This window comes from Nocardia bovistercoris (assembly GCF_015674855.1).
Taxonomy (GTDB): Bacteria; Actinomycetota; Actinomycetes; order Mycobacteriales; family Mycobacteriaceae; genus Nocardia; species Nocardia bovistercoris.
In genome coordinates this window covers 83,694-109,221 of record NZ_JADMLG010000004.1, presented here as the reverse complement: position 1 = coordinate 109,221, position 25,528 = coordinate 83,694, and the positions used below count along the sequence as shown (strand labels likewise).

The 25,528-nt window shown below is 69.5% G+C and carries 19 protein-coding genes; 11 read left to right on the top strand and 8 right to left on the bottom strand.

Annotated features, from left to right (window positions below; genetic code table 11):
• Positions 1-59 precede the first annotated feature (59 nt).
• Complete coding sequence (trxA, locus tag IT779_RS11590) at positions 60-392, top strand: thioredoxin (protein ID WP_196149279.1); 333 nt, start codon at positions 60-62, stop codon at positions 390-392.
• 21 nt (positions 393-413) lie between these two features.
• Here the strand turns inward: trxA and IT779_RS11585 are convergent, their stop codons facing one another.
• The gene (locus tag IT779_RS11585) at positions 414-1,220 is read right to left on the bottom strand and encodes an SAM-dependent methyltransferase (protein WP_196149278.1); all 807 of its coding nucleotides are present in this window, start codon (positions 1,218-1,220) and stop codon (positions 414-416) included.
• 136 nt (positions 1,221-1,356) lie between these two features.
• Between IT779_RS11585 and IT779_RS11580 the strand changes: the two genes are divergently transcribed.
• The 5 genes from IT779_RS11580 to IT779_RS11560 all read left to right on the top strand — a co-directional run bounded on the left by IT779_RS11580 (position 1,357) and on the right by IT779_RS11560 (position 12,424).
• A complete protein-coding gene (locus IT779_RS11580) occupies positions 1,357-3,477 on the top strand; it encodes a putative bifunctional diguanylate cyclase/phosphodiesterase (protein ID WP_196149277.1) in 2,121 nt (706 codons plus the stop codon).
• A gap of 60 nt (positions 3,478-3,537) precedes the next feature.
• The gene (locus tag IT779_RS38755; protein ID WP_196149276.1) at positions 3,538-4,260 is read left to right on the top strand and encodes a Mut7-C RNAse domain-containing protein; all 723 of its coding nucleotides are present in this window, start codon (positions 3,538-3,540) and stop codon (positions 4,258-4,260) included.
• Positions 4,261-4,383: 123 nt separating this feature from the next.
• Positions 4,384-5,169 (top strand): bestrophin-like domain, encoded by a 786-nt coding sequence (locus IT779_RS11570; RefSeq protein ID WP_196149275.1) that lies wholly within the window; start codon positions 4,384-4,386, stop codon positions 5,167-5,169.
• A gap of 304 nt (positions 5,170-5,473) precedes the next feature.
• Positions 5,474-6,139, top strand: coding sequence for a hypothetical protein (locus tag IT779_RS11565; RefSeq protein ID WP_196149274.1), 666 nt, complete (start codon positions 5,474-5,476; stop codon positions 6,137-6,139).
• Positions 6,140-6,316: 177 nt separating this feature from the next.
• Positions 6,317-12,424, top strand: a complete 6,108-nt coding sequence (locus IT779_RS11560) for a non-ribosomal peptide synthetase (protein WP_196149273.1) — start codon at positions 6,317-6,319, stop codon at positions 12,422-12,424.
• Positions 12,425-12,860: 436 nt separating this feature from the next.
• Here the strand turns inward: IT779_RS11560 and IT779_RS11555 are convergent, their stop codons facing one another.
• The gene (locus IT779_RS11555; RefSeq protein WP_196149272.1) at positions 12,861-13,532 is read right to left on the bottom strand and encodes a hypothetical protein; all 672 of its coding nucleotides are present in this window, start codon (positions 13,530-13,532) and stop codon (positions 12,861-12,863) included.
• Positions 13,533-14,023: 491 nt separating this feature from the next.
• On the opposite strand from IT779_RS11555, the gene IT779_RS11550 reads away from it, so the two are divergent.
• Together IT779_RS11550 and IT779_RS11545 are read left to right on the top strand one after the other, a co-directional pair.
• Positions 14,024-14,635, top strand: a complete 612-nt coding sequence (locus IT779_RS11550; RefSeq protein WP_196149271.1) for a TetR/AcrR family transcriptional regulator — start codon at positions 14,024-14,026, stop codon at positions 14,633-14,635.
• 190 nt (positions 14,636-14,825) lie between these two features.
• A complete protein-coding gene (locus IT779_RS11545; RefSeq protein ID WP_196149270.1) occupies positions 14,826-15,278 on the top strand; it encodes a hypothetical protein in 453 nt (150 codons plus the stop codon).
• Positions 15,279-15,446: 168 nt separating this feature from the next.
• Here the strand turns inward: IT779_RS11545 and IT779_RS11540 are convergent, their stop codons facing one another.
• On the bottom strand, positions 15,447-16,628 hold the full coding sequence (locus tag IT779_RS11540; RefSeq protein WP_196149269.1) for a TetR/AcrR family transcriptional regulator: 1,182 nt from the start codon (positions 16,626-16,628) through the stop codon (positions 15,447-15,449).
• A 186-nt stretch (positions 16,629-16,814) separates the two neighbouring features.
• On the opposite strand from IT779_RS11540, the gene IT779_RS11535 reads away from it, so the two are divergent.
• A complete protein-coding gene (locus IT779_RS11535) occupies positions 16,815-18,359 on the top strand; it encodes an acyl-CoA synthetase (RefSeq protein ID WP_196149268.1) in 1,545 nt (514 codons plus the stop codon).
• Positions 18,360-18,363: 4 nt separating this feature from the next.
• On the opposite strand, the gene IT779_RS11530 is transcribed toward IT779_RS11535, so the two are convergent.
• The 3 genes from IT779_RS11530 to IT779_RS11520 all read right to left on the bottom strand — a co-directional run bounded on the left by IT779_RS11530 (position 18,364) and on the right by IT779_RS11520 (position 21,045).
• Complete coding sequence (locus tag IT779_RS11530) at positions 18,364-19,203, bottom strand: DUF72 domain-containing protein (protein ID WP_196149267.1); 840 nt, start codon at positions 19,201-19,203, stop codon at positions 18,364-18,366.
• Between the two features lie 54 nt (positions 19,204-19,257).
• Complete coding sequence (locus IT779_RS11525) at positions 19,258-19,608, bottom strand: hypothetical protein (protein ID WP_196149266.1); 351 nt, start codon at positions 19,606-19,608, stop codon at positions 19,258-19,260.
• A gap of 180 nt (positions 19,609-19,788) precedes the next feature.
• A complete protein-coding gene (locus tag IT779_RS11520) occupies positions 19,789-21,045 on the bottom strand; it encodes a hypothetical protein (protein WP_196149265.1) in 1,257 nt (418 codons plus the stop codon).
• Positions 21,046-21,482: 437 nt separating this feature from the next.
• Here IT779_RS11520 and IT779_RS11515 point away from each other — a divergent pair, with 437 nt between their 5' ends.
• Positions 21,483-21,902, top strand: a complete 420-nt coding sequence (locus IT779_RS11515; protein WP_196149264.1) for a hypothetical protein — start codon at positions 21,483-21,485, stop codon at positions 21,900-21,902.
• Between the two features lie 19 nt (positions 21,903-21,921).
• Here the strand turns inward: IT779_RS11515 and IT779_RS11510 are convergent, their stop codons facing one another.
• On the bottom strand, positions 21,922-23,214 hold the full coding sequence (locus tag IT779_RS11510; RefSeq protein WP_196149263.1) for a diguanylate cyclase domain-containing protein: 1,293 nt from the start codon (positions 23,212-23,214) through the stop codon (positions 21,922-21,924).
• A gap of 48 nt (positions 23,215-23,262) precedes the next feature.
• Positions 23,263-24,072 (bottom strand): SAM-dependent methyltransferase, encoded by an 810-nt coding sequence (locus IT779_RS11505; RefSeq protein ID WP_196149262.1) that lies wholly within the window; start codon positions 24,070-24,072, stop codon positions 23,263-23,265.
• A gap of 496 nt (positions 24,073-24,568) precedes the next feature.
• On the opposite strand from IT779_RS11505, the gene IT779_RS11500 reads away from it, so the two are divergent.
• Complete coding sequence (locus IT779_RS11500; protein WP_232541692.1) at positions 24,569-25,486, top strand: cation diffusion facilitator family transporter; 918 nt, start codon at positions 24,569-24,571, stop codon at positions 25,484-25,486.
• The last annotated feature ends 42 nt before the right edge of the window (positions 25,487-25,528 follow it).

The following is a 25,528-nucleotide window of genomic DNA, read 5'->3' as shown; positions in this document are numbered from 1 at the left end:
GGTCTACCTTCGGTTTCGAGGAGGCGAATCCTCCTCGGAATCGAGTTCGGGAGGCACGCATGACGCAGACGAAGACCGTGGGAACCGTGACGGACGCGACATTCGCCGAGGAGGTCATCGAGGCGGACCGTCCGGTGCTGGTGGAGTTCACCGCGTCCTGGTGCCCGCCGTGCAAGATGATCGCGCCGGTGTTGGCGGAGATCGCGCAAGAGCAGGCCGACCGGTTGACCGTGGTGGCATTGGATGTGGACGAGAATCCGGAGACGACGGCGGCCTACCGGGTGTTGTCGATGCCCACGTTGATGGTGTTCCGCGCGGGCGAGCCGGTGCTCACGGTGGTGGGGGCGCGGCCGAAGCGGCGGTTGACGGCCGAACTCGCCGAGGTGCTCTGAGCCGCTCCGAAAACCGAACGGTCAGTCTTTTCGGGCCACGCCGCCGTAAGCGCCGGATTCCCACGGGTTCTCCGGGATGTCGTCCGGGTTGTCGGGGCGCCACAGGGGCAGGTGCACGAGGCCAGGGTCGACGAGGGACCATCCGTCGAAGTAGGACTCGACCTGGTTACGGGTGCGCAGCACGATCTCGGTGGCGGTGCGGCCGGAGAGTTTCTGGGCTTCCAGCACTTCGGCGGGTTGTCCGTCGGAGGTGGCGTGGGTGATGGCGAGGTAGCTGCCGGGGGCGACGGCGTCGCGCAGGCGGGCCACGCAGCCCGCCGGGTCGGCGGCGTCGGGCACGAAATGTAGGACGCCGAGCAGCAATACGGCGATCGGACGCTGGAAGTCGAGCAGGTCGGTCACCCTCGGGTGCGCCAGAATGCTCGCGGGATCGGCGGCGTCGGCCTGGATGACGGTGGTGTTCGGATCGCCGTCGAGGATGGCGGCGCTGTGCGCGACGGCGACCGGATCGATGTCGACGTAGGCGACCCGCGCGCCGGGATTGCCCGCCTGGGCGACCTCGTGCACGTTGCCGACGGTGGGGATGCCGGAGCCGATGTCGAGGAACTGGTCGATCCCGGCCGCGACGAGGTAACGCACGCAGCGGCGCAACAGTTCTCGGTTGGCGCGCATGGTCTCGGCGATATTGGGCGTGAAGGCCGCGATCTGCTCGGCGAGCTGCCGGTCGATCTCGAAATTGTGCATGCCGCCGACGAAGTAGTCGTAGACCCGCGACGCGCTCGGGCGGTCGACGTCGACGCCGGAAGGCGCCCAACTCGGTCTCGTCATGGATCGCCGAATCCTTTCGCACCGCCCCGGTTTCGCCGACTCCGCGCCGGCCAGAGCATCCTATCCCAGCGGGTGTCGCGAATCTCCCCGGAACGCGTTCCCACGAGACGGAAAGTGTCCACTAGTATGTTTCCCCATGGGATGGGATGCCGGGCCCGCACCACATCCTGTCGGCCCGCACGCCGACCTCGCAGGCCGCTGGTCGGCAGCACTGCGAGAAGGGGCTCGTGATCACATCGTGCCGATGAGTGCGGCCGAAGCGCACGCGCTGCTCACCGAGCTCGCGGGCGAACTGGGTGCTGCGGCGGGCCGTTCACCGATACCGGCCGACCGGGTCGCGGCCGCGGGCGCACGGTTGGCGCAGGCGCATTTCGTCGGCAGCGAGGTCCTCGGCCGCAGTATCGCCGTGCTCGCGGAGTACTTCGGGTCGGGGCACGCAGATCTGCTCGCGGCCTTCGCCACCGGCTACCTGCGCGCGTTCCGCGGGTGGCTGCTGCACGAGCAGGAGAGCGTGCGCACCGCCGAGATCACGGCGCGGCGCACCGCCGAGGAACAGTTGCGCGCCAGCGAGGCTCGCCTGCGCGCGGTGTTCTCCCAGGCCGGGATCGGCACCGGGTTGTCGAATATGTCGGGCCGCATCATCGAGGTCAACATGGCGTTCGCGCGCATGCTCGGGTATCGGCCCGAGGAGATGTGCGCGATGTCGGTCACCGACCTGACCCATCCCGACGACGCGCCAGGCATGTGGGAGCTCTATTCGGCGCTGCTGCGCGGCGAGATCGACAACGTGCAAGTAGAGAAGGCGTACGCGCATCGCGACGGGCACGCGGTATGGACGAATCTGAACGTCTCGCTGATCCGCGACTCGAGCGGCAAACCGCACTACACGCTGGTGCTGGTCGAGGACATCTCGGAGCGGCGCGCGCTGCGCGAGCGGCTCGACTACCGCGCCAACCACGATCAGCTCACCGGGCTGCCGAATCGGTCCTGCTTCTTCGACGCGCTGCGCGGCGCCTTCGCCGATCCGTCGGCGGGGGTCGGGCTGTGCTACGTCGACCTCGACCATTTCAAGAGCGTCAACGACACCTTCGGGCACGCGGCGGGCGACGAACTTCTTGTCCAGACGGCAGCCCGCCTCACCGCCTGCGCCGCGCTGCCGGGGCAGCTGGTGGCCAGGATGGGCGGTGACGAATTCGTCATCCTGGTGCCGCGTCCGCGTGTCGCGGGCGAAGTGTCGGCGCTGGCGCGGACCGTGCTCGACGCGCTGGCCAGGCCGTTCGATGTGCAGGGCAGACATCTGACGGTGACGGCCAGCATCGGCGTGGTCGAGGATCGCGGCGAGCACGCGACCGCCGACGACCTGCTCAAATCCGCCGATACCACCATGTACTGGGCCAAGGCCGCCGGACGTGACCGCTACTCGGTCTTCGATCCCGATCGCGGCAGGCGCGAGCACACAAGGGCCGAATTATCGGCGGCCATGCCCGCATCCTTCACGCGCGGCGAGTTCTTCCTCGACTACCAGCCGATCGTGGCGCTACCGGATCGCAGCCTGGTCGCGGTGGAGGCGCTGGTGCGGTGGCGACATCCCGAACTGGGGGTGTTACCGCCGGGCCGGTTCGTCGACCTGGCCGAGGACAACGGGCATATCGATGCCCTCGGCGCGCTGGTACTGCAACTGGCCTGCCACGACAGCAGACGCTGGTACGACCGCTTCCCCGAGCACACCCCGACCGTCAGCGTGAACGTCTCGGCCGCCGAGGTCTCCGATCCGACCTGGTTGGAGCGGGTGCAGCGGATCATCGCGGAGACGGGGATACCGCCGGACCGGCTGCAGCTCGAACTGACCGAACGCACATTCATGGAAACCACCGGACGTCCGCTGGAAGCGCTGCGCACCCTCGCCGAGGGCGGCGTGCGCATCGCGATCGACGATTTCGGCACCGGATACTCGAATCTCGCCTACCTTGGCCAACTTCCGCTGCACGTGGTGAAACTCGCAGGCCCGTTCGTCCAACGCATCCGCACGCCGGAGACGGTGAACCGCACCGACCTGCTGGTGTTGGAGACGATCATCGGGCTCACCCACGCGCTCGGGCTCACCGTCACCGCCGAATGCGTTGAGACCGGATATCAGGCCGAGCGGCTGCACGCCCTCGGCTGCGATTCCGCGCAGGGCTGGCATTTCCACCGCCCGATGCCCGCGCAGCGGATCACCGACCTGCTCGCCGAGCCCGCGGTGGAGAACATTCGCTGAGCGCGGCCCGCGCCGGAAATACGCCGGGCGCGAAAGCCCGGACGCCGGCATGCTGACGAGGTGGACACCGGGGAGATCACCGTCGACTTCGCGACCGAGTTGGAGCTGTTCCTCGGCGCCGCGCGGCGTGGCGCGCCGATCTCGATCCGGGTCGACGGGATGTCGACGCTCGGCCACCTGGTCGAGTCGCTCGGGGTGCCGCTGACCGAGGTCGGCGAACTGCTGGTCGACGGACGCGGCAAGGCGCCTTCGCACATCCCCGCCGCGGGGGAATCGATAGCGGTGCGCGCGGTGTCGCGGCCGCAGCAACGCAGCGAACCGGTGCGCTTCCTGCTCGACATCCATCTCGGCACACTGGCGCGACGCCTGCGTCTGCTCGGGGTGGACGCCGCCTACGAGAATCCCGATATCGGCGACGCGGCGTTGGCCGCGCGGTCGGTGGTGGAGCGGCGGGTGCTGCTGTCTCGCGACCGCGGGCTGTTGCGACGGCGCGAGATCTTCGCGGGCGCCTACGTCTACAGCCACCGTCCCGCCGATCAGCTCGACGACGTGCTGTCTCGGTTCGCGCCTCGGCTGGCGCCGTGGACGCGCTGCACGGCATGCAACGGCGCGCTGCGGGTGGCCGACAAGGAGTCGATGCGAGGTCAGTTGCGCGGCAACACCGAACAGACCTACGACACCTTCGCCCAGTGCGTCGAATGCGGGCAGGTGTATTGGAAGGGCGCGCATCACGCGCGGTTGGACGAGATCGTCGCGCGGGCGCTGGCGAAGTACGGAGTCTGATTCCGCCACAGCGATTCCCGGACATTCCGATGTCTTCGATCCATCCGCCGCACGGTCTCGAATACCTGACTGACCGCCATCGGCGGTCGCGTATTCGGCGCCGAGGAAGGGTGAAACACCGCCATGGCACAGGAATTGATCGTCTCCCTCATCGCCGCGACGCTCGCGCTCGGCGCGCTCGTCATCGGTGATCGGCTGCGCCCTCGATCTTGGCGGCAGGCCGACGACGAGTCCTCGGGCACACTGGTTCTCGACCTGATCAAGACGTTCTTCACCGCGGTGGTCGCGTTCGTCGTCGTCATCAGTTGGCAGCAGTATCAGAACGCGCGCGGTCACACCATCGCCGAATCCAAGGCCCTGGTCGACGCCTACTGGGCGGCCGAGGCCATGCCCGAACCGGAGCAGGTTCTGATCCAGAGCGGGATAAGGGATTACACCGACGAGGTGATGAATGCCGAATGGGCGGTGATGAATCGGGAGAGCGGGCTCAGCGGCGACACCCAGCGCACCTTCGACAACCTGCGCGCGACGGTGACGGCGATGGCGCCGAGCGACACCGAGTCTCGTGATCGTCGCGACGAGACCGCCGAGGCGTTGAAGCGGGTCGCGCTGGCCCGCCAGGACCGCGCGATCGACGCCAGGGAGGGACTGCCCGGTTTCCTCTATGCCGCACTGATATTCGGAACCGCCCTGTTGTTGCTCAGCCCGATACTCTCGGGGGTGCGGATCAGCAGGCGCAGTGTCGTGATGACGGGGCTGCTCGGCATCGTGGTCGGTTCGGCGCTGTTGCAGGTCCACAATCTCGACCATCCGTTCTCCGGTGGCAACCTCGTCTCCCGCGAGGCTTTCGAGCTCGCGGTGACGCGATATCAGCAGATCGAGGTTGCCCGTTATCGGTTGGCGAACTAGTCGGGTGGGGGCGATGAACACACGGACCGCTTGCGTGCTCGCCGGCGAATTCGCGATAGCTGCACTGTTGCCAATCTCCGTGCCTGCGCAGGCGCAGGCGCCGATCTCGCTCGGCGACATCGTCTCCGGCAGCGCGGGGGGCGAGGGTGTCTCGACGGGAAGTTCAGCTTCCGGAGACGAACTCGCGCTCGCGCCGTCGTCGCAGTTCACGATGGGTGGGGCGCTCGCACCGACCGCGCCTTCGGCACCGCGGACAACGCCGGGCGACGAGCTCGAGTCGCCCGCGGTTCCGGAGCGGAGCACGATGGTCGAGGAGCAGGCCCCCTCGCCGTCGAGTTCAGCCGAAACGCTCGGACTCGACGGCGGCAGCGTCGCGGCGGCGTGCACCGGCAGCGCCCTGGTCGGCGGCGGTGCCATCCTGCTCGGCTCGGCCACCGGGAGCGGATCGGCCGGACCGTGGCCGATCGGGCCGGGATCGGTCGCGCCGAGCCTGATCGGGCCGGTGCTGGTCGCGCCCGGCTCCAGCGGTTCCGGGCCGGGTTCCAGCGGCTCAGGACTGGGCAGCGCCGCGGTCGGCAGCGCGGTCACGGGCAGCGCGGTCACCGGCAGTGCCCTGCTCACCTGCTTGTTATCGATTCCGGTGCAGGCGCCGCAGCCCGGCATACCGCTGCGGCTCGACCCGCTGCCGCCGCCGCGACCCGCGACAGCACCGCCCACGTTGCCCGCGCCGCCCCTCCCGTTACCGACGGATACCACGGCCGCCGCACCGGAACCGCCCGCGCCACGCGCCGTCGACACCGCGGCCCGACGCGAGCGCCTGCCGCTCGCGGTCGATCCGGTGGACGACCCGGTCGCGTGGAACGTTCTCGAATTGGTGACGGTACTGCTCGTCACAGTTGTCGCGGCGTTCAGGATGCGCACCGCGCCGCGGGCGAACAGCATGGTCGGGCCATCCCCCGACCGGGTCTGAACTACCGAACGGAAGAGATTCACCGCCCGGTGCAACCCCGCCCGCCGATGGCGTCGGGAGCCGTTGCGTTGTAGCATCGGGCCGCTCAGCAGTTCGTACTAGGCGGGACAAAACGTGACCAGTGGTGTGCAGCGGGCCGCGTCGTCGCGCCGGACCCGACCGCGGCGCCGCACGGAAGTGCAAGTACCGACCCTCGCGGCATTGCTCGGGGCCGCGGCGGAGGCCAATCCCGATGGGATCGCGGTCCGCGACGGCGACCGCACGCTCACCTATCGCGCGCTCGACGTCCGCTCAGCGCAATTAGCCAGAGTTTTGCTGAAGCTCGGCGCCCGCCCCGAGACCACCGTCGCCATCGCCATGTCCCGGTCCTTGGAATCGATCGTCGCGGTGTGGGCGGTGGCGAGGACCGGTGCGGCCTTCGTCCCCATCGATCCCGGATTCCCGCGTTCGCGCATCGAATACCAGGTCCGTGACTGCGGGGCCGAACTCGGGCTGACCGTCCTCACACATCGGGACACGCTGCCCGCCGGAGTCGACTGGCTGAGTCTGGACGATCCCGACCTCGCGGCCCGCTGCGCCGACGAGCCGACCAACCCGCCGTCGTACCTGGACCAGATCGCGCCCGCACGGGTGTCGAATCCGGCGTATGTGATCTACACCTCGGGCTCCACCGGGAATCCGAAGGGTGTCGCGGTCACGCACGCGGGCATCGCCGCCCTGTGCGCCGAGCAGATCGCCCGGTACGGCGTCACCGAGGGCGACCGCGTCCTGCATTTCGCCTCCCCCAGCTTCGACGCCTCGATCCTGGAGATGCTGCTGGCCTTCGGGCCGTCGGGCACGCTGGTCGTGGCGCCGCCGACGGTGTACGGCGGCGCGGAGTTGGTGGCGCTGCTGGCCGAGCGCGAGGTCACCCACGCCTTCCTGACCCCGTCGGCGCTGGCCTCCATCGAACCGGCGGAGCTCACGGCGCTTCGGGTGGTGATCGTCGGCGGCGAACCCTGCCCGCCCGCCCTGGTGCGGCGCTGGGCCTTCGGCGCACGCCGATTCCACAACGCCTACGGACCCACCGAGACCACCATCGCCGCCACCCTCAGCGCGCCGCTGAGCGCGGGCATGCCGGTGACCATCGGTACGGCGGTGCCCGGTGTGCGCCTGCGGGTGCTCGACGCCAGGCTGCGACTCGTCGGCGTCGGGGTTGCGGGCGAGCTGTATGTTTCGGGTCCGGCCGTGGCGCGCGGATATCGCGGGCGCCATGACCTCACCGCGCAGCGCTTCGTCGCCGATCCGCACGGCGGTCACGGCGAGCGCATGTACCGCACCGGAGACCTGGTGCGCTGGACCTCGCAGGGCGAACTGGAATACCTGGGTCGCGGCGACGACCAGGTGAAGATCCGCGGGTTCCGCATCGAACTAGGCGAGATCGACGCGGCGCTGGCGGCGCTGCCCGGCGTGCGGTCGGCGGTGACCGTCGACCGCAGGACCGCCGCCGGTGAGACCGAACTCGCCTCCTTCGTCGAACCCGACTCCGCGACCCGCCCCGATCCCGCCGAACTCGCGGCCGAGCTGGCAGGCAGGCTGCCCCGCTTCATGCTGCCCGCCGCGATTACCGTCGTCGATCGAATCCCGTTGACCCCCACCGGGAAGACCGATCGGGCCGCGCTGCGCGCCACGGTCGGCGAACAGCGCGCCGCGCGCCGCCTTTCCGGACTGGGCGAAGAACTGGTCGCCGCGGTGTTCGCGCACGTGCTCGGCCACGAACTCGTCGACGCCGACGCGGATTTCTTCACCGCGGGCGGCAATTCGATCCTCGCGACCCAGGTGGCGGCCAGGCTCAGCGACACCTGCCGACTCCAGATCCCGGCACGACTGGTGTTCGACCACCCGAGCGTGGCCGCGCTCGCCAAGGCCATCCAGTCACAGCGCTTCGACACCGCGCGGCCCGCGCTGCTGGCTCGCCAACGGCCGGAACGGATTCCGCTCTCGCCCGCGCAGTTGCGGTTCTGGCTGCGCAATCAATTCGACACAGCCTCCTCGGTGGACAATATCGGGTTCGCCATGCGGGTCGCGCGCGAACAGGTCGACGTGGCAGCGCTGCGGGCCGCGTTCGCCGACACCATCACTCGGCACGAGGCGCTGCGCACCCGCTACCCGGCCGACGAGCACGGACCGCGCCAAGAGGTGCTCGACACCGCGCACGTACTCGGCGAATTCGCGGTGGAGGAACTGCGCGCCGACGCGGTCGAGGACCGGGTGCGCGACATCCTCGGGCGCGGTTTCGATGTCGCCGCCGAGGTGCCGCTGCGCATCGGGCTGCTGCGCACCGAGGACGGCTATGTGCTGGTGTTCACCGTGCACCACATCTGCGCCGACGGTTCCTCGCTCGCGCCACTCGCCCGCGATATCGCGACCGCCTATGCCGCACGATGCGCGGGCGCCGTGCCCGCCTGGCGTCCGCTGGAGGTGCAGTACGCCGATTACGCACTGTGGCAGCGCGAGGTGCTCGGCGAGCGCGAGGATCCGGAGTCGGCGTTGGCGCGCCAACTCGACTACTGGACAACCGAACTCGCCGGTCTCCCCGACGAGTTGGATCTGCCCACCGACCGGCCGCGGCCGCCGGTCGCCTCGCTGCGCGGTGCGGCGGTGCAGAATTCGACCACGGCGGACCTGCACCGGGGACTGCTCACGGTCGCGCGATCCCAGCGGGCGACCCTGTTCATGGTGATGCGCACCGCGCTCGCGGTGCTGCTGGCGCGGCTGTCGGGCACCTCCGACATCGCGATCGGCGTGCCGATGACCAATCGCGCCGAACCCGCGCTGGACCGGATCGTCGGCATGTTCGTCAACACCACGGTGTCGCGGACCACGGTGACGGCGCAGGAGAGTTTCACCGAACTGCTGACCCGCACCCGCGACCGCGACCTGTCGAATTTCGCGCACGCCGAGGCGCCGTTCGAGCACATCGTCGACGCGGTCGACCCGGTGCGCTCCCCCGGTCGACACCCGCTCTACCAGGTGGGATTCGCGTTCCAGAATTTCGCGCAGGCCAGTCTGGAACTGCCGGGCCTCAGCTTCTCGTTCGTGGATGTGGACGCGACGACCGCCAAGACCGATCTGCACATCGTGGTGGTCGACACCGTCGGCGTCGACGGCGGGCCCGGGCCCATCATCATCCGGTTCTGTTATGCGACGGACCTTTTCGATGAGCCCACGGTTCAGCGGTTCCTGGACGGGTACGTGCGGGTGCTGCACGAGGTCGCGGCCGCGCCCGAGGCGGCCGTCGGCGATCTCGACATCATCGCGCCCGAGGAACGGCGGCGGCTGATCGACTGGTCGCGCGGTGAAAGCCGCGCGGTCGCACCGGAATTCCTGCATTCCGAACCCGAACGGCACGCTGCGGCGACTCCCGATTCGACGGCGCTGGTGCACGACGGACGGTCGCTGACCTACGCGGAGCTGTTCGCCCGGGTGAACAGACTGGCCCGCAAGCTGATTCGCGACGGTGTCGGCCCGGAGACGGTGGTCGCCATCGCCATGCGGCGCTCCGTCGAGCAGGTCGTCGCCATGTACGCGGTGGTGGCGGCGGGCGGCTGCTGGGTGCCGATCGACCCCGACCATCCGGCCGACCGGGTGCGCTACGTCCTCGAAGCCGCCGCGCCGCGCCTGGTCCTCAGCACGGTCGCCGACGAGTTCACGGTGGCCGAGACGACGCTGTCGGACACCCTCGACCTGTCCGCGTTCGACCAAACGCCGGTGCGCGCGCACGAGCGGGTCGCGCGACTGCGCGGGGACCATCCGGCCTACGTCATCTACACCTCGGGGTCGACCGGCCGCCCCAAGGGCGTCGTGGTGACGCACGACGCGATCGTCAACCAGATGACCTGGATGCGCGAGACCTACGATGTGCGGGCGAGCGACCGCTACCTGCACAAGACGCCCGCCACCTTCGACGTCTCCCTGTGGGGCTACTTCCTGCCGCTGTGGGCGGGCGCGACCCTGGTACTCGCGGGTCGCGACGACCATCGCGATCCCGCCGCGCTGAGCCGCGCGGTCGCCGAACACCGGATCACGCTCACCGATTTCGTACCGTCCATGCTCACGGTGTTCGCCGCGCACGCCACCGCCGCCGAATTGGCATGCCTGCGCGCGGTATTCGTGATCGGCGAGGCGCTCCCGCCGGAGACCGCGCTTGCCCTCGACGCGATCTGCGCCGCCGAGATCCACAACCTGTACGGTCCGACCGAGGCCGCGGTGAGCATCACCGAGCATCGGTTGCGGCCCGCCGACCTGACCGCCGCGTCGGTGCCGATCGGTGTGCCGCAGTGGAATTCGCGCTGCCACGTGCTCGACGAACGCCTGCGGCCGGTGCCGGTTGGCGCGGTGGGCGAGTTGTATCTCGCGGGTGTCCAGCTGGCGCGCGGGTACCACGCGGCGCCCGCGCTCACCGCGGGGCGGTTCGTCGCGAATCCGTTCGACGGCGAACGGATGTACCGCACCGGCGACCTGGTGCGCTGGACGCCGACCGGTGTGCTGGAATACCTGGGGCGCACCGATTTCCAGGTGAAGGTACGCGGGCATCGCATCGAGCTCGGTGAGATCGAGTCGGCCCTGCTCGCCGATCCGACCGTTGGTCAGGCGGCGGTGACGGTGCGGCCGTCGGAGACCGGCGACCGGCTCGTCGGCTACGTGGTGCCCGCGGCGGGCGCGACGGTGGACACCGACGACCTGCGCCGCGCGGTGTCGCGCACGCTGCCGGGCTACATGGTGCCCGCGGCGGTGCTGACGCTGCCCGAATTCCCGGTCAACACCAGCGGCAAGCTCGACCGCGCGGCGCTGCCCGACCCGGTCTTCGCCGCACGCGCGGGCACGCCGCCCCGCACGGAACTCGAACACGCTGTGGCGGAGGTCTTCTCGGAGGTGCTCGGCGTGGCGCCGATCGGGGTCGAGGACGACTTCTTCCAACTCGGCGGGTCCTCGCTGCTCGCCTTCACCCTGCACCAGCGGCTCTCGGCCCGGCTCGGTACCGATGTGTCGATGTCGGCGCTGCTGACCTACTCCACGGTGGGAGCGCTGGCCGGCCACCTCGACGGCGCGACGCCGCTGCGGTCCGCGCCGACGCCCGCCGAGGACGCCGTCCTCGAAACCGACATCACCGCCGACGGACGCACTGATCTTCCGACCGGTGACCCGCGCGCGGTGCTGCTCACCGGCGCCACCGGATTCCTCGGCGCGTACCTGCTGCGCGAACTGCTCGACCGCACCGAGGCGCGGGTATGGTGCCTGGTGCGCGCCGACGACGCGGAGACCGCCGCGCACCGGATCCGCCGGGCGCTGACCCGATTCCGGCTGTGGGATCCCGCCTTCGCCGACCGCGTGATCGCCGTGCCCGGCGACCTGGCCGCGCCGAATCTCGGTCTGAGCCAGGAAGACTACGAGCGGCTCGGTTCGACGGTGGATGCGATCTACCACAACGGCGCGCGAGTCAATCACATCGATCCGTACGACCGGCTGCGCGCCGACAATGTCGAGAGCACGCGCGCTGTGCTGCGGCTGGCGACGACACACCGGCTCAAAGCGGTGCATTTCGTGTCGACCATCGGCGCGACGGTCGGCCTCGCGCCGGTCGCGGGCGCGATCGCGGAGACGACCCGGCTGCGCGCCGACGACCTGCCCGACAACGGGTACGCCCGAACCAAGTGGGCCGCCGAGGAATTGGTGCGGCAGGCGGGTGCGCGCGGCGTCCCGGTCGCGATCTATCGCCCCGGCACCATCTGCGGCGACCCGCACGCCGGGCTGAACAGTGCGGACGACTCGTTCTGGAACCTGGTCCACGCCGCCGCCGTGCTCGGGATGGCTCCCGACGTTGGCGCGGCGAGCGTGTCGCTGGTCCCGGTGACCTACGTGGCCGCCGCCATCGTGGCGATCTCCCGCCGCGACCGCGCGGACACCGTCTACCACCTGGTCAATCGCGTCCCGGTGCCGGTGCGGGAGATCTTCGCCTGTCTGCGCGAACACGGGATGCCGGTGGCGACAGCCGATCTCGCGACCGTGCACGCGGCGCTGGAACACGAGTCCCGGCTGCGCAACGCCGCGGGCGACGACTCACTGGTGCGTGCCGCGCTCACCACCGGCAACTACGCCGGATTCGCCGCCCAGCACACCTGGGACGACGAGCACAGCACGCGCGCTCTGCGCGACAGCGGCGTGGTGTGCCCGCCGGTGGATCGCGCGGCGATCGACGCCTACGTTCGCGAGTTCGTGGTCTCGGGGTTCCTACCGCAACGCTGAGCGCGGGCCGAGCACACCGCCGAACGGCCACCGGTCCGCGCCTACCCGATGAACGCCGAACCACCGGGCCCGAGCCGCACCCGGCGCCCCGGTGACGCCCGCGGCGGCGGCGGACTCGACGCGAGCAGCCACGGCGGATCCAACACCCGGTTTCGGGGCGGCCGCGCCGGCGGGAGCGGGGTCTGCGGCGGAGGCGGCGGTGGATGCGGTGACGGTGGCGGTGGCTGAGCCGGGAACGGACACCGCCGGAGACCCGCCGCACTCCGACGAGAACAGCACCCGCCGGACCCGGCGCCACGGCCACCGCACCGGGAGCAGGCGAGCTCAGCGTCGGGCGCTCGAGTGGACCCCGGAGTCGAGCGAGCAGCAGGGCCGTGTTCTCCAGCCAACCGGGCGCGATCCAGGGTGACGGGCCGGGCGCGCGGCGAGGGCGCGCTCACAGCAATCGGTATCCACTGGTCGGCACCACATCGATATCGCGGTCCGCGCCGAAACTCGCGACGCTGCGCATCATGGTCTCGATGCGGCGGGACAGTTCCCCGGCGTCGCCGCCGCTGCCGTAGAACGCGTGCGGGTCGGTGAGCGCCTCGATCGGGAAGTGCTCCTCGACTATCGCGGCGATCTCGGGGGCGTCGGGAGTCACGGGTTCGATCACCTGGTTCTGGATGTAGCCGAAGGTTGCCTGGGTTTCGATGGCGACCGGGGTGTGGCGGACCAGCCAGTTCTCCAGCCATCGCTGGTACGACAGGGTCGCGGGGCGACGCAGGAAGGCGATGTTCACCAGGCCGGGCGTGCGTTCGCCGAGGGCGACTGCCGGTGGTTCGATCGGACGGCGTTCGCGCACCAGCCAACCCGCGCACTCGGGCGCGGCTGCCGCGACGGCCGCCGTGATCGCGTCCCGGTCGCCGTCGGGGGCGGTCTCGACGGCGACCACCGCGTCGACGGGTGCGGGGAAGCTGGTCAGGCGCAGCATGGCCGTGGCCACGACGGCGTCGGAGATGTTCAGGTGCACCGCACGCGCGCCCGCCGCCGCGCAGCGGGCGACGAGGTCGGGCGCGAGCCGGTCGGACACGCCCCACAGTGCGAATATCAACTTCGTCGCGCCCATCGGACCACCCACATTCTGCAACAGGTTTCAGTTCGCTCGCGCAGCGTAGGACGCGGCATACCCGGCGGTCAACGGCATCCGCTTGGACACGGACGCCGGTCGATGACATGCGGCGGACGACCATGCGGGCGCACCGGTCGACGGCTCGCGAGGGCTGAAGGAGGAACAGGCTCAACGGCATGCGGCGGCAGCCCGGACGGGGTGCACGACGCGCGGCGGGTGACGTTCGGGCGGTGGGTGACGATGCGCGCTCGCGGATTCGAGTAGCCCCCTCCGACAACTCGAATCCGCGAATCGGACGTCTCGCTCGGCGCAACACCGAGCCGAGCGAGACCGCACGCGGCGCCGATCCCGACCTGTTCCGATGCGGCGGTATTCGACTCCGCCGCACAGTGATTCGGATGCACCGCCCGGGCGATCGGGCCGCGCGCTCTACGCTAACATGAACATGACTCAGGTTCATATACAGAATTCGGAGGAAGATACCGGCTGTGGCATTCGAGGAACCGACGCGTAGACGCGATCCCGTCCAGCGCCGCAGCCGCGCGCGGGTCGAACAGATCCTGACGGCGGCGCGCGATCTACTGGACGAAGGCGGCCCGGCCGCGGTGACGACACGCGCGCTCGCGGCCCGCGCCGAAGTGCCGATCGGGACCCTGTACCAGTACTTCGCCAACCGCGAGGCCGTGCTGCGCGAACTCGCCCTGCGCATCATCGACCGCGCCGACGACGAACTCGCCACCCGGTTGGCCGCCATCGAGGCGAGCGATCTCGACGACGCGGTGCGGCGCGTCCTCGTGCTGCACCAGTCCCTCTACCGCGCCCACCCGGAACTGGTGACCGACTACTACACTCGGCGCGACGCGGCGCTCGTTCCCGACGGCTACCAGCACCGGATGCGCATGGCGGGCGCGATCCACGAGTTCTTCCTCGCGCGCGGACTGCTTCGCCCCGATACCGACCGTCTCGTCACCGAAATCGCGGTGGAGATCGGCGACCGCGTGCTCGAACTGGCCTATCACCGTTCCCCGGAAGGAGATCCACGAGTACTCGCCGAAGTTCAGCGCGCGATGTCGAGCTATTTGAAGACCTACGCCTCTTGACGCGAACCCGTCGCGGTCGCCTCGGGAGGTACCCGACCGGTGTTGCCTCCGACGGCGTACAGCTAGTGTCGTCCACGACGTAGCGGACGCGGGCCGGATCGACCGGCGTCCGAGGGGTGTGGCGTTGGGCGCGCGATACCTCCTGCGGCCAAAACTGTTGACCGAGAAGGCTATCGATAGGTGACCGAAGATGACCGCGGAGGCGAGAACGCCCGAGCAGTGGGCCCGACTGTATGTCTCGTGCGGACTGCGCGGAACACATTCCACAGCACCGGGATTCGTCATACTTCCGCTCACGGGCGAAGTGACCGCCGTCAACACCCCTGGCGCACTGGGTGATCGGATAGTCGGGCTGATGCCCGCCGCGCGCATGTACGGCCCGGTGCTCGCTCGCACGAAACCCGCGCGCTGCACCTTCCTGACCAGATTCGACCAATCGCCGGAACCGGAGACCGTGGCCAGGCTGGTACGCCACAGCGTCGACGTCGGACCGCACCGCGCCAATGTCATCCTACCCACCGGATTCGGCCCGGTCACCCGCGAGGACCGCTACTGGCTGTGCTCACCGCGCCAGGGCGAACCGCTACCGGTGCTCTCGGCACTGCTCGACATGATCGCCGACCACCTCGACAACCCCGCCTGACCTGCGCGCCCACCTACCGGTACGGCCCGACAGACCGCGCCGCGTTGGAAGCGTACGCGCACGTCCGGACCCCGCCCTGCGACAGCCGACCGAGTCACATCCATCCGCGCCGGAGGTACGCCTGAACGCCGGGCCACCGCGCGACGATGGGTGACGCGGTCGTCGGCGTCAACCGCGGAGCCCGAGCAGCCGCGTGAGGAGCACGCGCAGAGCCGCGTCGATCCCGGCTCGCGCGCGCAGGCGGGGTATGAGCGCGACGTCGTTGGCTATCGTCTGGGCGGCTTGCACACGGACGCGCGCCGTCACCGGATCCCACTCGGGGTGCACCCGCGTGGCCAGGTGCATCCATTCGGCGATGTAGCTGTGTTGGGTGGATCTGGCGCGCTTGCGGTCGCTTTCGGGCAGGTGCGCGGTCTCGGAGAGCAGCAGTTGGATGAGGTCGGGTTGTTCGAGGACGAACCGGACGTAGCTGTCGACGAGTCTGCGCAGCCCGTCCTCGGCATCGGTGGCGGCGGCGAAGACCCGATTCATATCCATCCACAGCCATTCGTCGCCCCGGTACATCACGGCGGACAAGATCTCGGTCTTGGCGGCGAAGTGGTTGTAGAGGCTCGGACCCGCGATTCCGACGCTCGCGCCGATATCGTCCATGCTCACACCGGCGAAACCGCGCCGGGCGAACAGTCGAGTGGCTTCGGCGAGGACGGCCTCCCGCCGTGAGCGGGTCGCCAGCGCGCGCACCCGGTTCGGGTTCGCGGCGGCGGGCAGAGCTATCGGAGCGTCGATGGTCTCGGTGACCAACTCGGTCAGCAGTGCGGTGAAGCCCGGTTCCGGCGGAGCGAGGCGGTGAAAGGACACGCTGGTGGTGACCGCGAGCGCGCACCAGGCCAGCAGCGCGGCCTCGTCGGCGGTGAGTTCGGGACGGCGGCGGGCAAGGAGTTCGGCCAAGCGCGCCCCGATCCTCTCGGTAGCCGCGCGCAGTTCGGCGAGCCGGTCGGCGTCGAGATGGCGTGCCTCGCGTTGCCACAACACCCCGACGTGGCGGTGCTCGAGTCCGAGCACGGCAAGCCTGCGAGCGATGTCGTCAGGCGCGGCGACGGCGAGCTCGTCGGTCATGACACCCATGGCCTCACCGACCACAGTGCCCAGCAGATCCTGTTTGCCGCGAAAGTGCCGGTACAGAGCGGATGGCCCGATACCAACCGCCTCCGCCACCTCCCCCATACCCACCTTGGCATAACCCCGGCGGTAGAAGAGGTCGGCGGCGGCGAGCACAACGAGCTGCCTGCGATTGGCAGGCCGCGTTCCGCGCGCGGGCGCGCACGTCGATTCGGCCCGCCCCTCAGTCATCGACATCTCCTCGCTCCACCCGAACCTTCCATCGATCATTCTAACTAATCCAAATTCACTTATTTTAGCCATAAGAACACTCAAACCACGTTCAATGGCCCGACTGTTACACTATCTACGCTTCACATAAGCGGGCTAAGACCCACATCCCCCACCCCGCCGCACGACCACAAAGGAAGTACACCGATGTACCTCACCCAGGGCCTGCACCGCGCGGTGCAGCACGATCCCAACGGCATCATGACCATCTGCGGTGAGCGAACCAGGACCTACCGCGAAACAGCCGACCGGGTAGCCAAGCTCGCAGGCGGGTTGCGCGAGCTCGGGGTGAACTCCGGCGACCGAGTGGCGATCCTCGCACTCAACTCCGACCGCTACAGCGAATACCTACTCGCGGTCCCATGGGCGGACGCGGTGCTGAATCCGGTCAACATCCGTTGGAGCCCCACCGAGATCATCTACAGCTTCCAGGATTCCGGCACCACCGTACTGTTCGTCGACGACGCCTTCGCGCCGATGCTGCCCGCCATCCGCGCCGCCTACGACGGCCTGATCGCGGTGGTCCACTGCGGCGACGGCCCGACGCCGGACGGCACGCTCTCCTACGAGACCCTGGTCACCGAATCCGCGCCAGTCCCCGACGCCCGACGCGGCGGCGACCAGCTCGCCGGCCTGTTCTACACCGGCGGAACCACCGGATTCCCCAAGGGCGTCATGCTCAGCCACGCGAATCTGTACGCGTCCTCGCTGGGCTCGGTGGCCAGCGGCTACCTCTACGGCGCGGGCGGGGTCTACCTGCACGCCGCGCCCATGTTCCATCTCGCCGACCTGGCGGGCTGGATCGCCAGGGTCGCGCTCGGCGGCACGCACGTCACAATTCCGGCCTTCGACCCGGTGGCGACCATGAGGGCGATCGCAGCACACCAGGTGACCGACACCCTGCTCGTGCCGGTGATGATCCAGATGCTCGTCGACCATCCCGAGGTCGGCGACCACGACCTGACCAGCGTGCGCCGGGTCGTCTACGGCGCTTCGCCGATCGCGCGGTCGGTGCTGGAGAAGGCTATGAAGGTGTTCCCGAACGCGGGCTTCGTCCAGGCATACGGTATGACCGAGCTCGGTCCGGTCGCGACGCTGCTCGGACCCGACGATCATCACGGCGAACTGCTGCGCTCGGCCGGACGTTCCGCGCCGCACGCGGAGGTGCGCATCGTCGACCCGGCGGGCGCGGAGGCGCCGCGCGGCACGGTCGGCGAGATCGCGGTGCGCGGCGACCACGTGATGCTCGGCTACTGGAATCGGCCCGAGGAGACCGCCGCGGCGGTGCGCGAAGGCTGGATGCACACCGGCGACGGCGGCTACATGGACGACAACGGCTATGTCTACGTGGTCGACCGGATCAAGGACATGATCGTCAGCGGCGGCGAGAACGTGTACTCGGCCGAAGTGGAGAACGCCGTGTCGTCGCATCCCGCGGTCGCGGCCTGCGCGGTGATCGGCGTCCCCGACCCGGAGTGGGGCGAACGGGTGCACGCGGTGATCGTGTGCGTGCCGGGCGCGAGCGTCACCGCCGAGGAGATCCGCGAGCACAGCAAGGCGTCGATCGCCGGATACAAGGCGCCGCGGTCCGTCGAACTGGTCGAGACGCTACCGGTCTCGGGCGCGGGCAAGGTCCTCAAACGCGAACTGCGCGAACAGTACTGGGGTGACACCGAGCGCCAGGTGCACTGAGCGCTCAGAACAGTGTCATGGGTTCGGTCTCGACCGGGCTCGGCAGCGGCTCCAGTTCGGGCAGCCGCTCGCGGACCGCGTCGTGGAAGCGGCGGGCGAGCGGCAGGGCGCTCGCGTTGTCGGGGGTGTGCACGAACACCGTTGGCGAGCGACCCTCGCGCAGCCATTCGGTCACCACGTCGAGCCACGGCGTCCAGCCCGCGACGGTGCGCTCGACATCGTCGCGCCCGTGGTAGCGCACGACCGGGAATTCGGTCAGCGCACGCGTGCGCCGCGGCAGCCCCGGCTTCTTGGACCGCGCCTCCTGTTCGGCCGCGCTGGTTGGCGGGCCGTCGAAAAGCACCGTCGTGTCGAAGCTCACCCATTCCGCGTCCGCCCGCGCGAGCACCCGCTCGAGTTGGACCGCAGCCCGCTCGTCGGCGAAGAACGCGGGATGGCGCACTTCGACGGCCGCGCGACAGGTGGCGGGCAGGCGCCGCAGGAAACCGTTGAGCGCGCCGAGGTCGGTGGGGCCGAAGGAGGCGGGCAGCTGCGCCCACCAGGCGTGCACGCGGGGTCCGAGCGGTTCCATCGCCGTCAGGAACGCGCGCAGTTCCGCGTCGATGTCGACGAGGCGCCGTTCGTGGGTGATCGGCTTGGGCAGTTTCAGCACGAACCGGAAATCCGGATTCGACTGCGCCGCCCAAGAACTCACCGTCTTGGTCGACGGCGTGGCGTAGAAGGTGGTGTTGCCCTCGACCGCCGTGCAGGACCGCGCGTAGACGCGCAACGCCTCGCCCGCCGCGAGCTGACCCTCCTGCCAGGCGGCGTGTCGCCACATCGCGCATCCCACATGAAGCCGCATGGTTCCGACGCTAGCGCACCACCGACCGGTGCGCGGAAGACGCCGTGCCCTCGGTCAATTCGCGGCGCGACCCGAGAACAGCGCGGTGACCTTCGCCGTCATGACCTTGGCCGACAGGTCGGGCCACGGCGGGCGGCGCAGCAGCGCGAGGGTGGCGATGACGCCGGTCACCAGGCCGATGAGTTCGCCGAACAGCGCCGCGCGCGAGGTGGTGTCGGCGGCCTTCCAGGTGACCTCGCCGCCGCGAATCACGAAGATGCCCAAGGGGACCACGCTGTATCCGCAGTCGCCCGCGAGGTCGTGCACGCTCGACGCGGTGATGACGGTCGAGCCGTCGGCGGTCTCGTAGGGTTCGCCGAAGATCCGCGCTGTGCCGTCCGCGCGCGTCCGATCACCGAATGCCATGGTCGTCCCTGCCTTTCGAGGTCGGCCCCCGATATCGCGGGAGCGCTTCGATCCTCGCACGCGATCTTCGCGCCCGCGACGAAGTCACCGTCGTCGAAGGCGGACAGCGGCCTGCCCCTCGACTGCCGCATCCGCTCCGATCCCGAGATTCTCCCCGCGGCCGTCTCGATTCGCGGCGCGCTATTTCGTGACCAACGAGAGCTCCGCCGGTTCAGGTTCGACTACGGGGCGGCGGCGCAGGATCAGCAGGTTCGCCATACAACCTGCGGCGATCGCCAGCGCGGTCAGGCCGGGCGTGGCGTTGTTCAGGGCCAGCTCGGGATCGGTGGTGAACATCCGTCCCTTCATCGCGACCACCACGCCGGGTACGAACAGCAGCGCGACGCCGAGCATGACGCTCGAACTGTGCTTCGGCAGCGCCGCGGAGAAGCAGTATCCGGTGATGAACGCCAAGACTATGGTGCCCGCGATCGCCGCGCCCGGCACCGGATCGGTGGGCGAGGTCGCCGCCACGCCGAACACGGCGAGCGCCATGAGCATGAGCATCGCCGCGACCGGTGAACCGCGCCACAGTCCGGCCAGCAGGCCGAGCAGGTTACCGAGGATCGAGAACGGGATGATCCACAGCGGCAGCGGAATGGGCACGATCACGATGCCGACCGTGCCGAGGGTGATGCTGAGCTGGAACAGCATGCCGTCGCGCCCGGGCAGCAGCCTGCCCGCGACCAGCGCCGCGAGCACGGTCAGGATGGTGGCGAACACGATGTCGCCGGTCTCCGTGCCGTTGCGCACCATCCACTCCGATCCGAGCACCGGAATGTTCACGCCGATCACGGCGGCCAGGATCGGGCTCAGCGGCAGATCGACAGAGATGGTCGCGTAGCGTTTGCCGTGCCGATATCGCATCGTGCACCACGCCATCGCCACGGCCGTCGGCCAGATCAGCCACAGCGGCGGCGAGTCGACGAACCAGGAGGCGATGCCGTGCGCGGCCATGCTGCCGTAGCCGGACACCGCGCTGATCTGTCCGACGGAGACGCTGATGATCGAGCCGAGCAGGAAGGCGATCGTCAGCACCAGCCGCACCGATACCGCCGCGACGAGCCCGCCGAGCAGTATGCCGCCCGCCAGCGAGTCGATGTAGTTCAACGTGGTCAGCGGTGCGATCGAGGACAGACTTCGTCCGAGCAGGTGATTGAGCAGCAGCAGGCCCATACCGCTGAGCGCGCACACCCACGGCACGATCAGTGATTCGGCGATACTGGCGAACACCGCGACCACCACGCCCGCGATGCAGCCGATCGCGGCAGCTCTCGGCATATTCGTCGCGAGCAGTTCGATCTGCACCGTGGCTGTGCTGCCGCGCGCCCAGGCCAACGAGACCGGGGTCGACAACGCCAGACCTCCGACCACGGCCGATACCAGCGCCGTGATCATTTCGATCACACGGGTGCAGCGGTGCACTCGATCAACCTACCCAACTCGAGATCGTTTCCTCCCGCGTTTGCACGAGAGAACGGACTGTTCTGTTCGTTTCGAGACCCGTCCGCGACCTACGAGCGGATCGGCTCCGGTACCGCGCACGTCATATCGTCGGCGGCGGGCGCGGGCGTTTCGCGGCCGGAATGCCCTGCGCCACCGGGACGGCGGGCGCGGGCGCGATCCGGCGGACAATCCCACCCGACCCGCGCGACGGCGGGATACACTCACTTTCAAGGTTAGTTCTCCTATCAAATGCTCGAGGGGATCCGCCGGCAGCCGCGACAGCCGCCTCCGGTACCATTCTCTCGAATAACACTGGGGGACAAGGTGATCCACCGGAAGCAGCATCGACCGGAAGCAGCCGGGGCACCGGACCACCACGGAGGTACAGGATGGGCGAGGGTTCACAATCGGCCGAATCAGGCGATTCGACCGAACCTCACCCTCGTGCGCATCCCGCGGGCCCGACCGTCCGCTCCCCCGCCAACCACATGTGGACCGTCTCCGCGGTAGTCATCGAAGGCGACGACCTCGAACCGCGCCACGGCGTGGTCTCCGCCGCCGACCTCGGCGACGCCGCCGAACAACTCTGCGAATACCTGCCCGAGACCGACCCCGACGACGGCGACTACTACCTGGTCGCCAGGGAGGTCCCGCTGCTCGCGGGCGGACGGCGCGGCGGGGGGCAGCATCCGCGCCGCACCTGGGTCAGCCCCATCCGTCGCGACGACGACACCGGCCGCACCACCTACGGCGGGTGGACCGTCGCCGACGATCATCCCCGCTTCCACGGCACCGGCTACCTGAACTGACCGGGCCCGAACAGGCGCCTCAGATCAGATCGCGTCGCATCCGCCGCCGACCGCCGCGCGACTTGTTGCGGTACATGGCCGAGTCGACCGAATGCATGAGCGCGTCCACCTCGGGCAGCCGCTCCGCCACGAAGACCGTCCCGATGCTCGCCCCGACCACGACCGGGAAACCCGCCACCTCGATCGGCGCCGCGAGCGTGTCGTGCAGGCGGTCGGTGATGGCCGACAACTGGTCCGCGCCGTCGCACTGCTCGATGAGCGCGATGAATTCGTCGCCGCCGATCCTGGCCACGAGACCGCCGCTCGGCTCGATCGCGGTGCGCAGCCGCTTGGCCACATCGCGCAGCACCCGGTCGCCGAAGGTGTGCCCCCATTCGTCGTTGACCGCCTTGAAGCCGTCGAGATCCAGGTAGCAGAGCCCGAGCGGCGGTGTCGCGCCCGCGAGCCGGGCGAAGAACAGGACCCGATTCGGCAGGCCGGTGAGATTGTCGTGATTGGCGTCGTGCCAGAGCCGGTCGGACAGTTGCCGCCGCTCGGTCACGTCGACCGCGACCCCGATCAGGAATTGGATGGCGCCGCTCGCGTCGCGCACCGCCGACATGGACAGGTCGATATAGGCGAGTCCGCCGTCGGGCCGCACGTGCTCGGTCTCGAGCCGGAACCGGTCCGTCTCGCCGACCAGCATGCGCTGGAGTTGGGCGAAGGCTTGGCCGATATTGACCGGACCGAGCAGTTCGGCCACCGAACGCCCCGGCATCACCTCGGCCGGGATGCCGAGCATCTCCCCGAAGGCGGAATTGACGTCGAGCACCTCACCTCGAGTGTTGAGGATGCCGATACCGACCGACGCGCCCGCGAACACCGCCTGGAATCCGGCTTCGGAGAGCTGGCGGCGGACCTCGGATTCCTGGGCGGCCTCCAGCACCGCCATCAACGTGGTCTCCTGCTCCCCCAGCGCCGCCGAGCGCAGCGCGCCGGTGAATCCGGCGGCGAATTCCGAGGCGACCACCAGCGAACGATCACGCACCGCGCGATAGTCGGGGTCGGAAGGGTCGGGGCAGACGGCGTCGACCATGTCGTGACAGATCACCAGCATCGAGCGACTCACCGCGCTCGGATCCCGGTAGTTGGCCGCGACCAGCGCGGCCGCGGCCTCGTGCGCCACCGCGGGATCGGCGACCCCGCGCACCGCGCTGATCAGATCGGCTCCGAGTTCGGCCAGCAGATCCTCGATCTGCGTGCGTGTGAGCACGGGTGCGACGACGCCGTCGAGCGCATCGGCCCACCGCTCGGTTACCTCACGCACACCCACTCGGCAACTCCCTGCCGCCGCCCGCGCGAGCCGCCGCCGCTGCCCCCGTCATCCCTTGCGGCCGACACCCGCGAGGCCGAGCGAGCGCCCCGGAGTCTCGTGCTGATCGCGCTCGGATTCGGGCCGCCACAACGGCAACTCGACCACCCCCGGCTCGACCAGCTCCCATCCTTCGAACATAGCCTCGATCCCGGCGCGCGGCCGGAAATGGATGCCGACCCGGCTGCTGCCCGCCGCGCTCGCACCGAGTCGGTCCGCGTCCTCCGGGCGCAGTTCCGAGGTCAGGTGCGAGATCGCGACGTGGCTGCCCGCGACCACGGCCTCCCGCAGGACCGCGACCCGCTCGACCGGCCGGTCCTCGTCGGCGAGCAGGTGCAGGACGGCGACGAGCAGCAGGCCGACGGGTCGCTCGAAGTCGATCAGCCCGGTCTCGCGCACCTTCGCCAGCAACTCGTCGGGTCTGCGCAGATCGGCCTCGATGGCGCCCGCGCGGTCGTTGCCCGCGAGAATCGCACCGGCGTGCGCGACCGCGACCGGGTCGATGTCCACGTAGAGCACGGTGACGGCCGGATCGATGTCCTGGGCGATCTCGTGCACATTGCCCGCGGTCGGGATGCCGGAACCGATGTCGAGCAACTGGGTGATGCCCGCATCGACGAGGTGACGCACGGCGCGCCGCAGGAAGGCGCGATTGCTCAACGCCAGGCGCGGCAGGTCGGGAACCAGCTGTTTGCCCATGGCGGCGGCTTGCCGGTCGACCTCGAAATTGTGGGAACCGCCCAGTAGGGCGTCGTACATCCGTGCGGGGCTCGCCCGGTGCACATCCACGCCTTCGGGCGCCCACGCCGGCCTGTCCATTCGAAACCCTTCTTGCCGCGACGTTCATCGGGTCGCCCCGGACCGGTGCGACCGCCACCGTTCCGGGGAGGTCGTACCGACCACCCGGATCGTGCTGTCCGAATAGTAATCGCGCCGGTGAGGCCGGTGTATCGCACTTGATCACGTTTGAGCGGCGGTCCTGAGCGAGCCAGAGAGATGCAGACATGCGCATGTCTGCACTATCGGTTAGGCTGTGCTCTGGTAGTCCGACGACGAGAGGCATGGATCCATGGGAGAGCAGTGCGTGTCGCCCGACCGGTCCGTCACGAGGACCGCCGACCGCGGTCCGCTGACCGGATCGAGCCACGGCTGTACCCACGATCACCCATCCGCACCCGATCACGGTAGAGCCATCGGTCACGGCGAAGGCCACCATCCCGGCAAAGACGCGCACGGGCACGGCCACGATCACGGCGTCTCCGCCGACTCCGATCCGCGCTGGCTGTCCATCGCGCTCGCGCTGATCGTCGTGTTCATGGCCGCCGAGGTGACCGTCGGCCTCGTCGCGCAGTCGCTGGCACTGATCACCGACGCCGCGCACATGCTCACCGACGCCGCGTCCATCGTGCTCGCGCTCATCGCCATCCGGCTGTCGAAGCGACCGGCGAGCGGGCAGTACACCTACGGATACAAGCGCGCCGAGATCCTTTCCGCGCAGGCCAACGGCATCACCTTGCTGCTGCTGGCCGCGTGGTTCGTCTACGAGGGCATCGCCAGGCTGATCGACCCGCCCGATGTCGAAGGTCCGCTCGTGCTCATCACGGCGCTCGTCGGCATCGCGGTCAATATCGCCGCGGCGTGGAGCATCAGCCGCGCCAACCGGACCAGCCTCAATGTCGAAGGCGCGTTCCAGCACATCGTCAACGACCTCTACGCCTTCATCGGCACCGCCGTCGCGGGCACCGTGGTGTGGCTGGCGGGCTATCCGCGCGCCGACGCCATCGCCGCGCTGGTGGTCGCCGCGCTCATGCTGAAGGCGGGCTGGTCGCTGGTGCGCGAATCCGGGCGGATCTTCCTCGAAGCCGCGCCCGCGCACCTCGACCCCGACGAGATCGGAGCGGGCATCGTCGGCATCGGCGGCGTCGCCGAGGTGCACGACCTGCACGTCTGGCTGATCACCTCCGGTGAGCCATCGCTGTCGGCGCACGTGCTGGTCGACGACGGCGCGGACTGTCACGCGCTGCGATCCGCGGTCGAGCGCCTGCTGACCTCGGACTTCGGGATCGCGCACACCACGTTGCAGGTCGACCACGTCGGCGAGGTCGAGCACCCGCCAACGGACCGCTGCGCCGAGACGCACAATCATGGCAGCGCCGAGGCGCACATTCCACACTGCGCCGAGGCGCATATTCCACACTGCGCCGAGGCGCACGGTCCCGTGCATCGGGCATGATTTCGCGCATGGGCTTGACCTTCCAGTTACCTGATGGCGCAT

What these genes read in the sequence shown, in the direction of transcription:
- trxA (WP_196149279.1), top strand. Translation starts at nt 60, where the DNA reads ATGACGCAGACGAAGACCGTGGGAACCGTGACGGACGCGACATTCGCC.
- IT779_RS11585 (WP_196149278.1), bottom strand. Translation starts at nt 1,220, where the DNA reads ATGACGAGACCGAGTTGGGCGCCTTCCGGCGTCGACGTCGACCGCCCG.
- IT779_RS11580 (WP_196149277.1), top strand. Translation starts at nt 1,357, where the DNA reads ATGGGATGGGATGCCGGGCCCGCACCACATCCTGTCGGCCCGCACGCC.
- IT779_RS11570 (WP_196149275.1), top strand. Translation starts at nt 4,384, where the DNA reads ATGGCACAGGAATTGATCGTCTCCCTCATCGCCGCGACGCTCGCGCTC.
- IT779_RS11565 (WP_196149274.1), top strand. Translation starts at nt 5,474, where the DNA reads ATGGTCGAGGAGCAGGCCCCCTCGCCGTCGAGTTCAGCCGAAACGCTC.
- IT779_RS11555 (WP_196149272.1), bottom strand. Translation starts at nt 13,532, where the DNA reads ATGGGCGCGACGAAGTTGATATTCGCACTGTGGGGCGTGTCCGACCGG.
- IT779_RS11545 (WP_196149270.1), top strand. Translation starts at nt 14,826, where the DNA reads ATGACCGCGGAGGCGAGAACGCCCGAGCAGTGGGCCCGACTGTATGTC.
- IT779_RS11540 (WP_196149269.1), bottom strand. Translation starts at nt 16,628, where the DNA reads ATGACTGAGGGGCGGGCCGAATCGACGTGCGCGCCCGCGCGCGGAACG.
- IT779_RS11535 (WP_196149268.1), top strand. Translation starts at nt 16,815, where the DNA reads ATGTACCTCACCCAGGGCCTGCACCGCGCGGTGCAGCACGATCCCAAC.
- IT779_RS11530 (WP_196149267.1), bottom strand. Translation starts at nt 19,203, where the DNA reads ATGCGGCTTCATGTGGGATGCGCGATGTGGCGACACGCCGCCTGGCAG.
- IT779_RS11525 (WP_196149266.1), bottom strand. Translation starts at nt 19,608, where the DNA reads ATGGCATTCGGTGATCGGACGCGCGCGGACGGCACAGCGCGGATCTTC.
- IT779_RS11520 (WP_196149265.1), bottom strand. Translation starts at nt 21,045, where the DNA reads ATGATCACGGCGCTGGTATCGGCCGTGGTCGGAGGTCTGGCGTTGTCG.
- IT779_RS11515 (WP_196149264.1), top strand. Translation starts at nt 21,483, where the DNA reads ATGGGCGAGGGTTCACAATCGGCCGAATCAGGCGATTCGACCGAACCT.
- IT779_RS11505 (WP_196149262.1), bottom strand. Translation starts at nt 24,072, where the DNA reads ATGGACAGGCCGGCGTGGGCGCCCGAAGGCGTGGATGTGCACCGGGCG.
- IT779_RS11500 (WP_232541692.1), top strand. Translation starts at nt 24,569, where the DNA reads ATGGCCGCCGAGGTGACCGTCGGCCTCGTCGCGCAGTCGCTGGCACTG.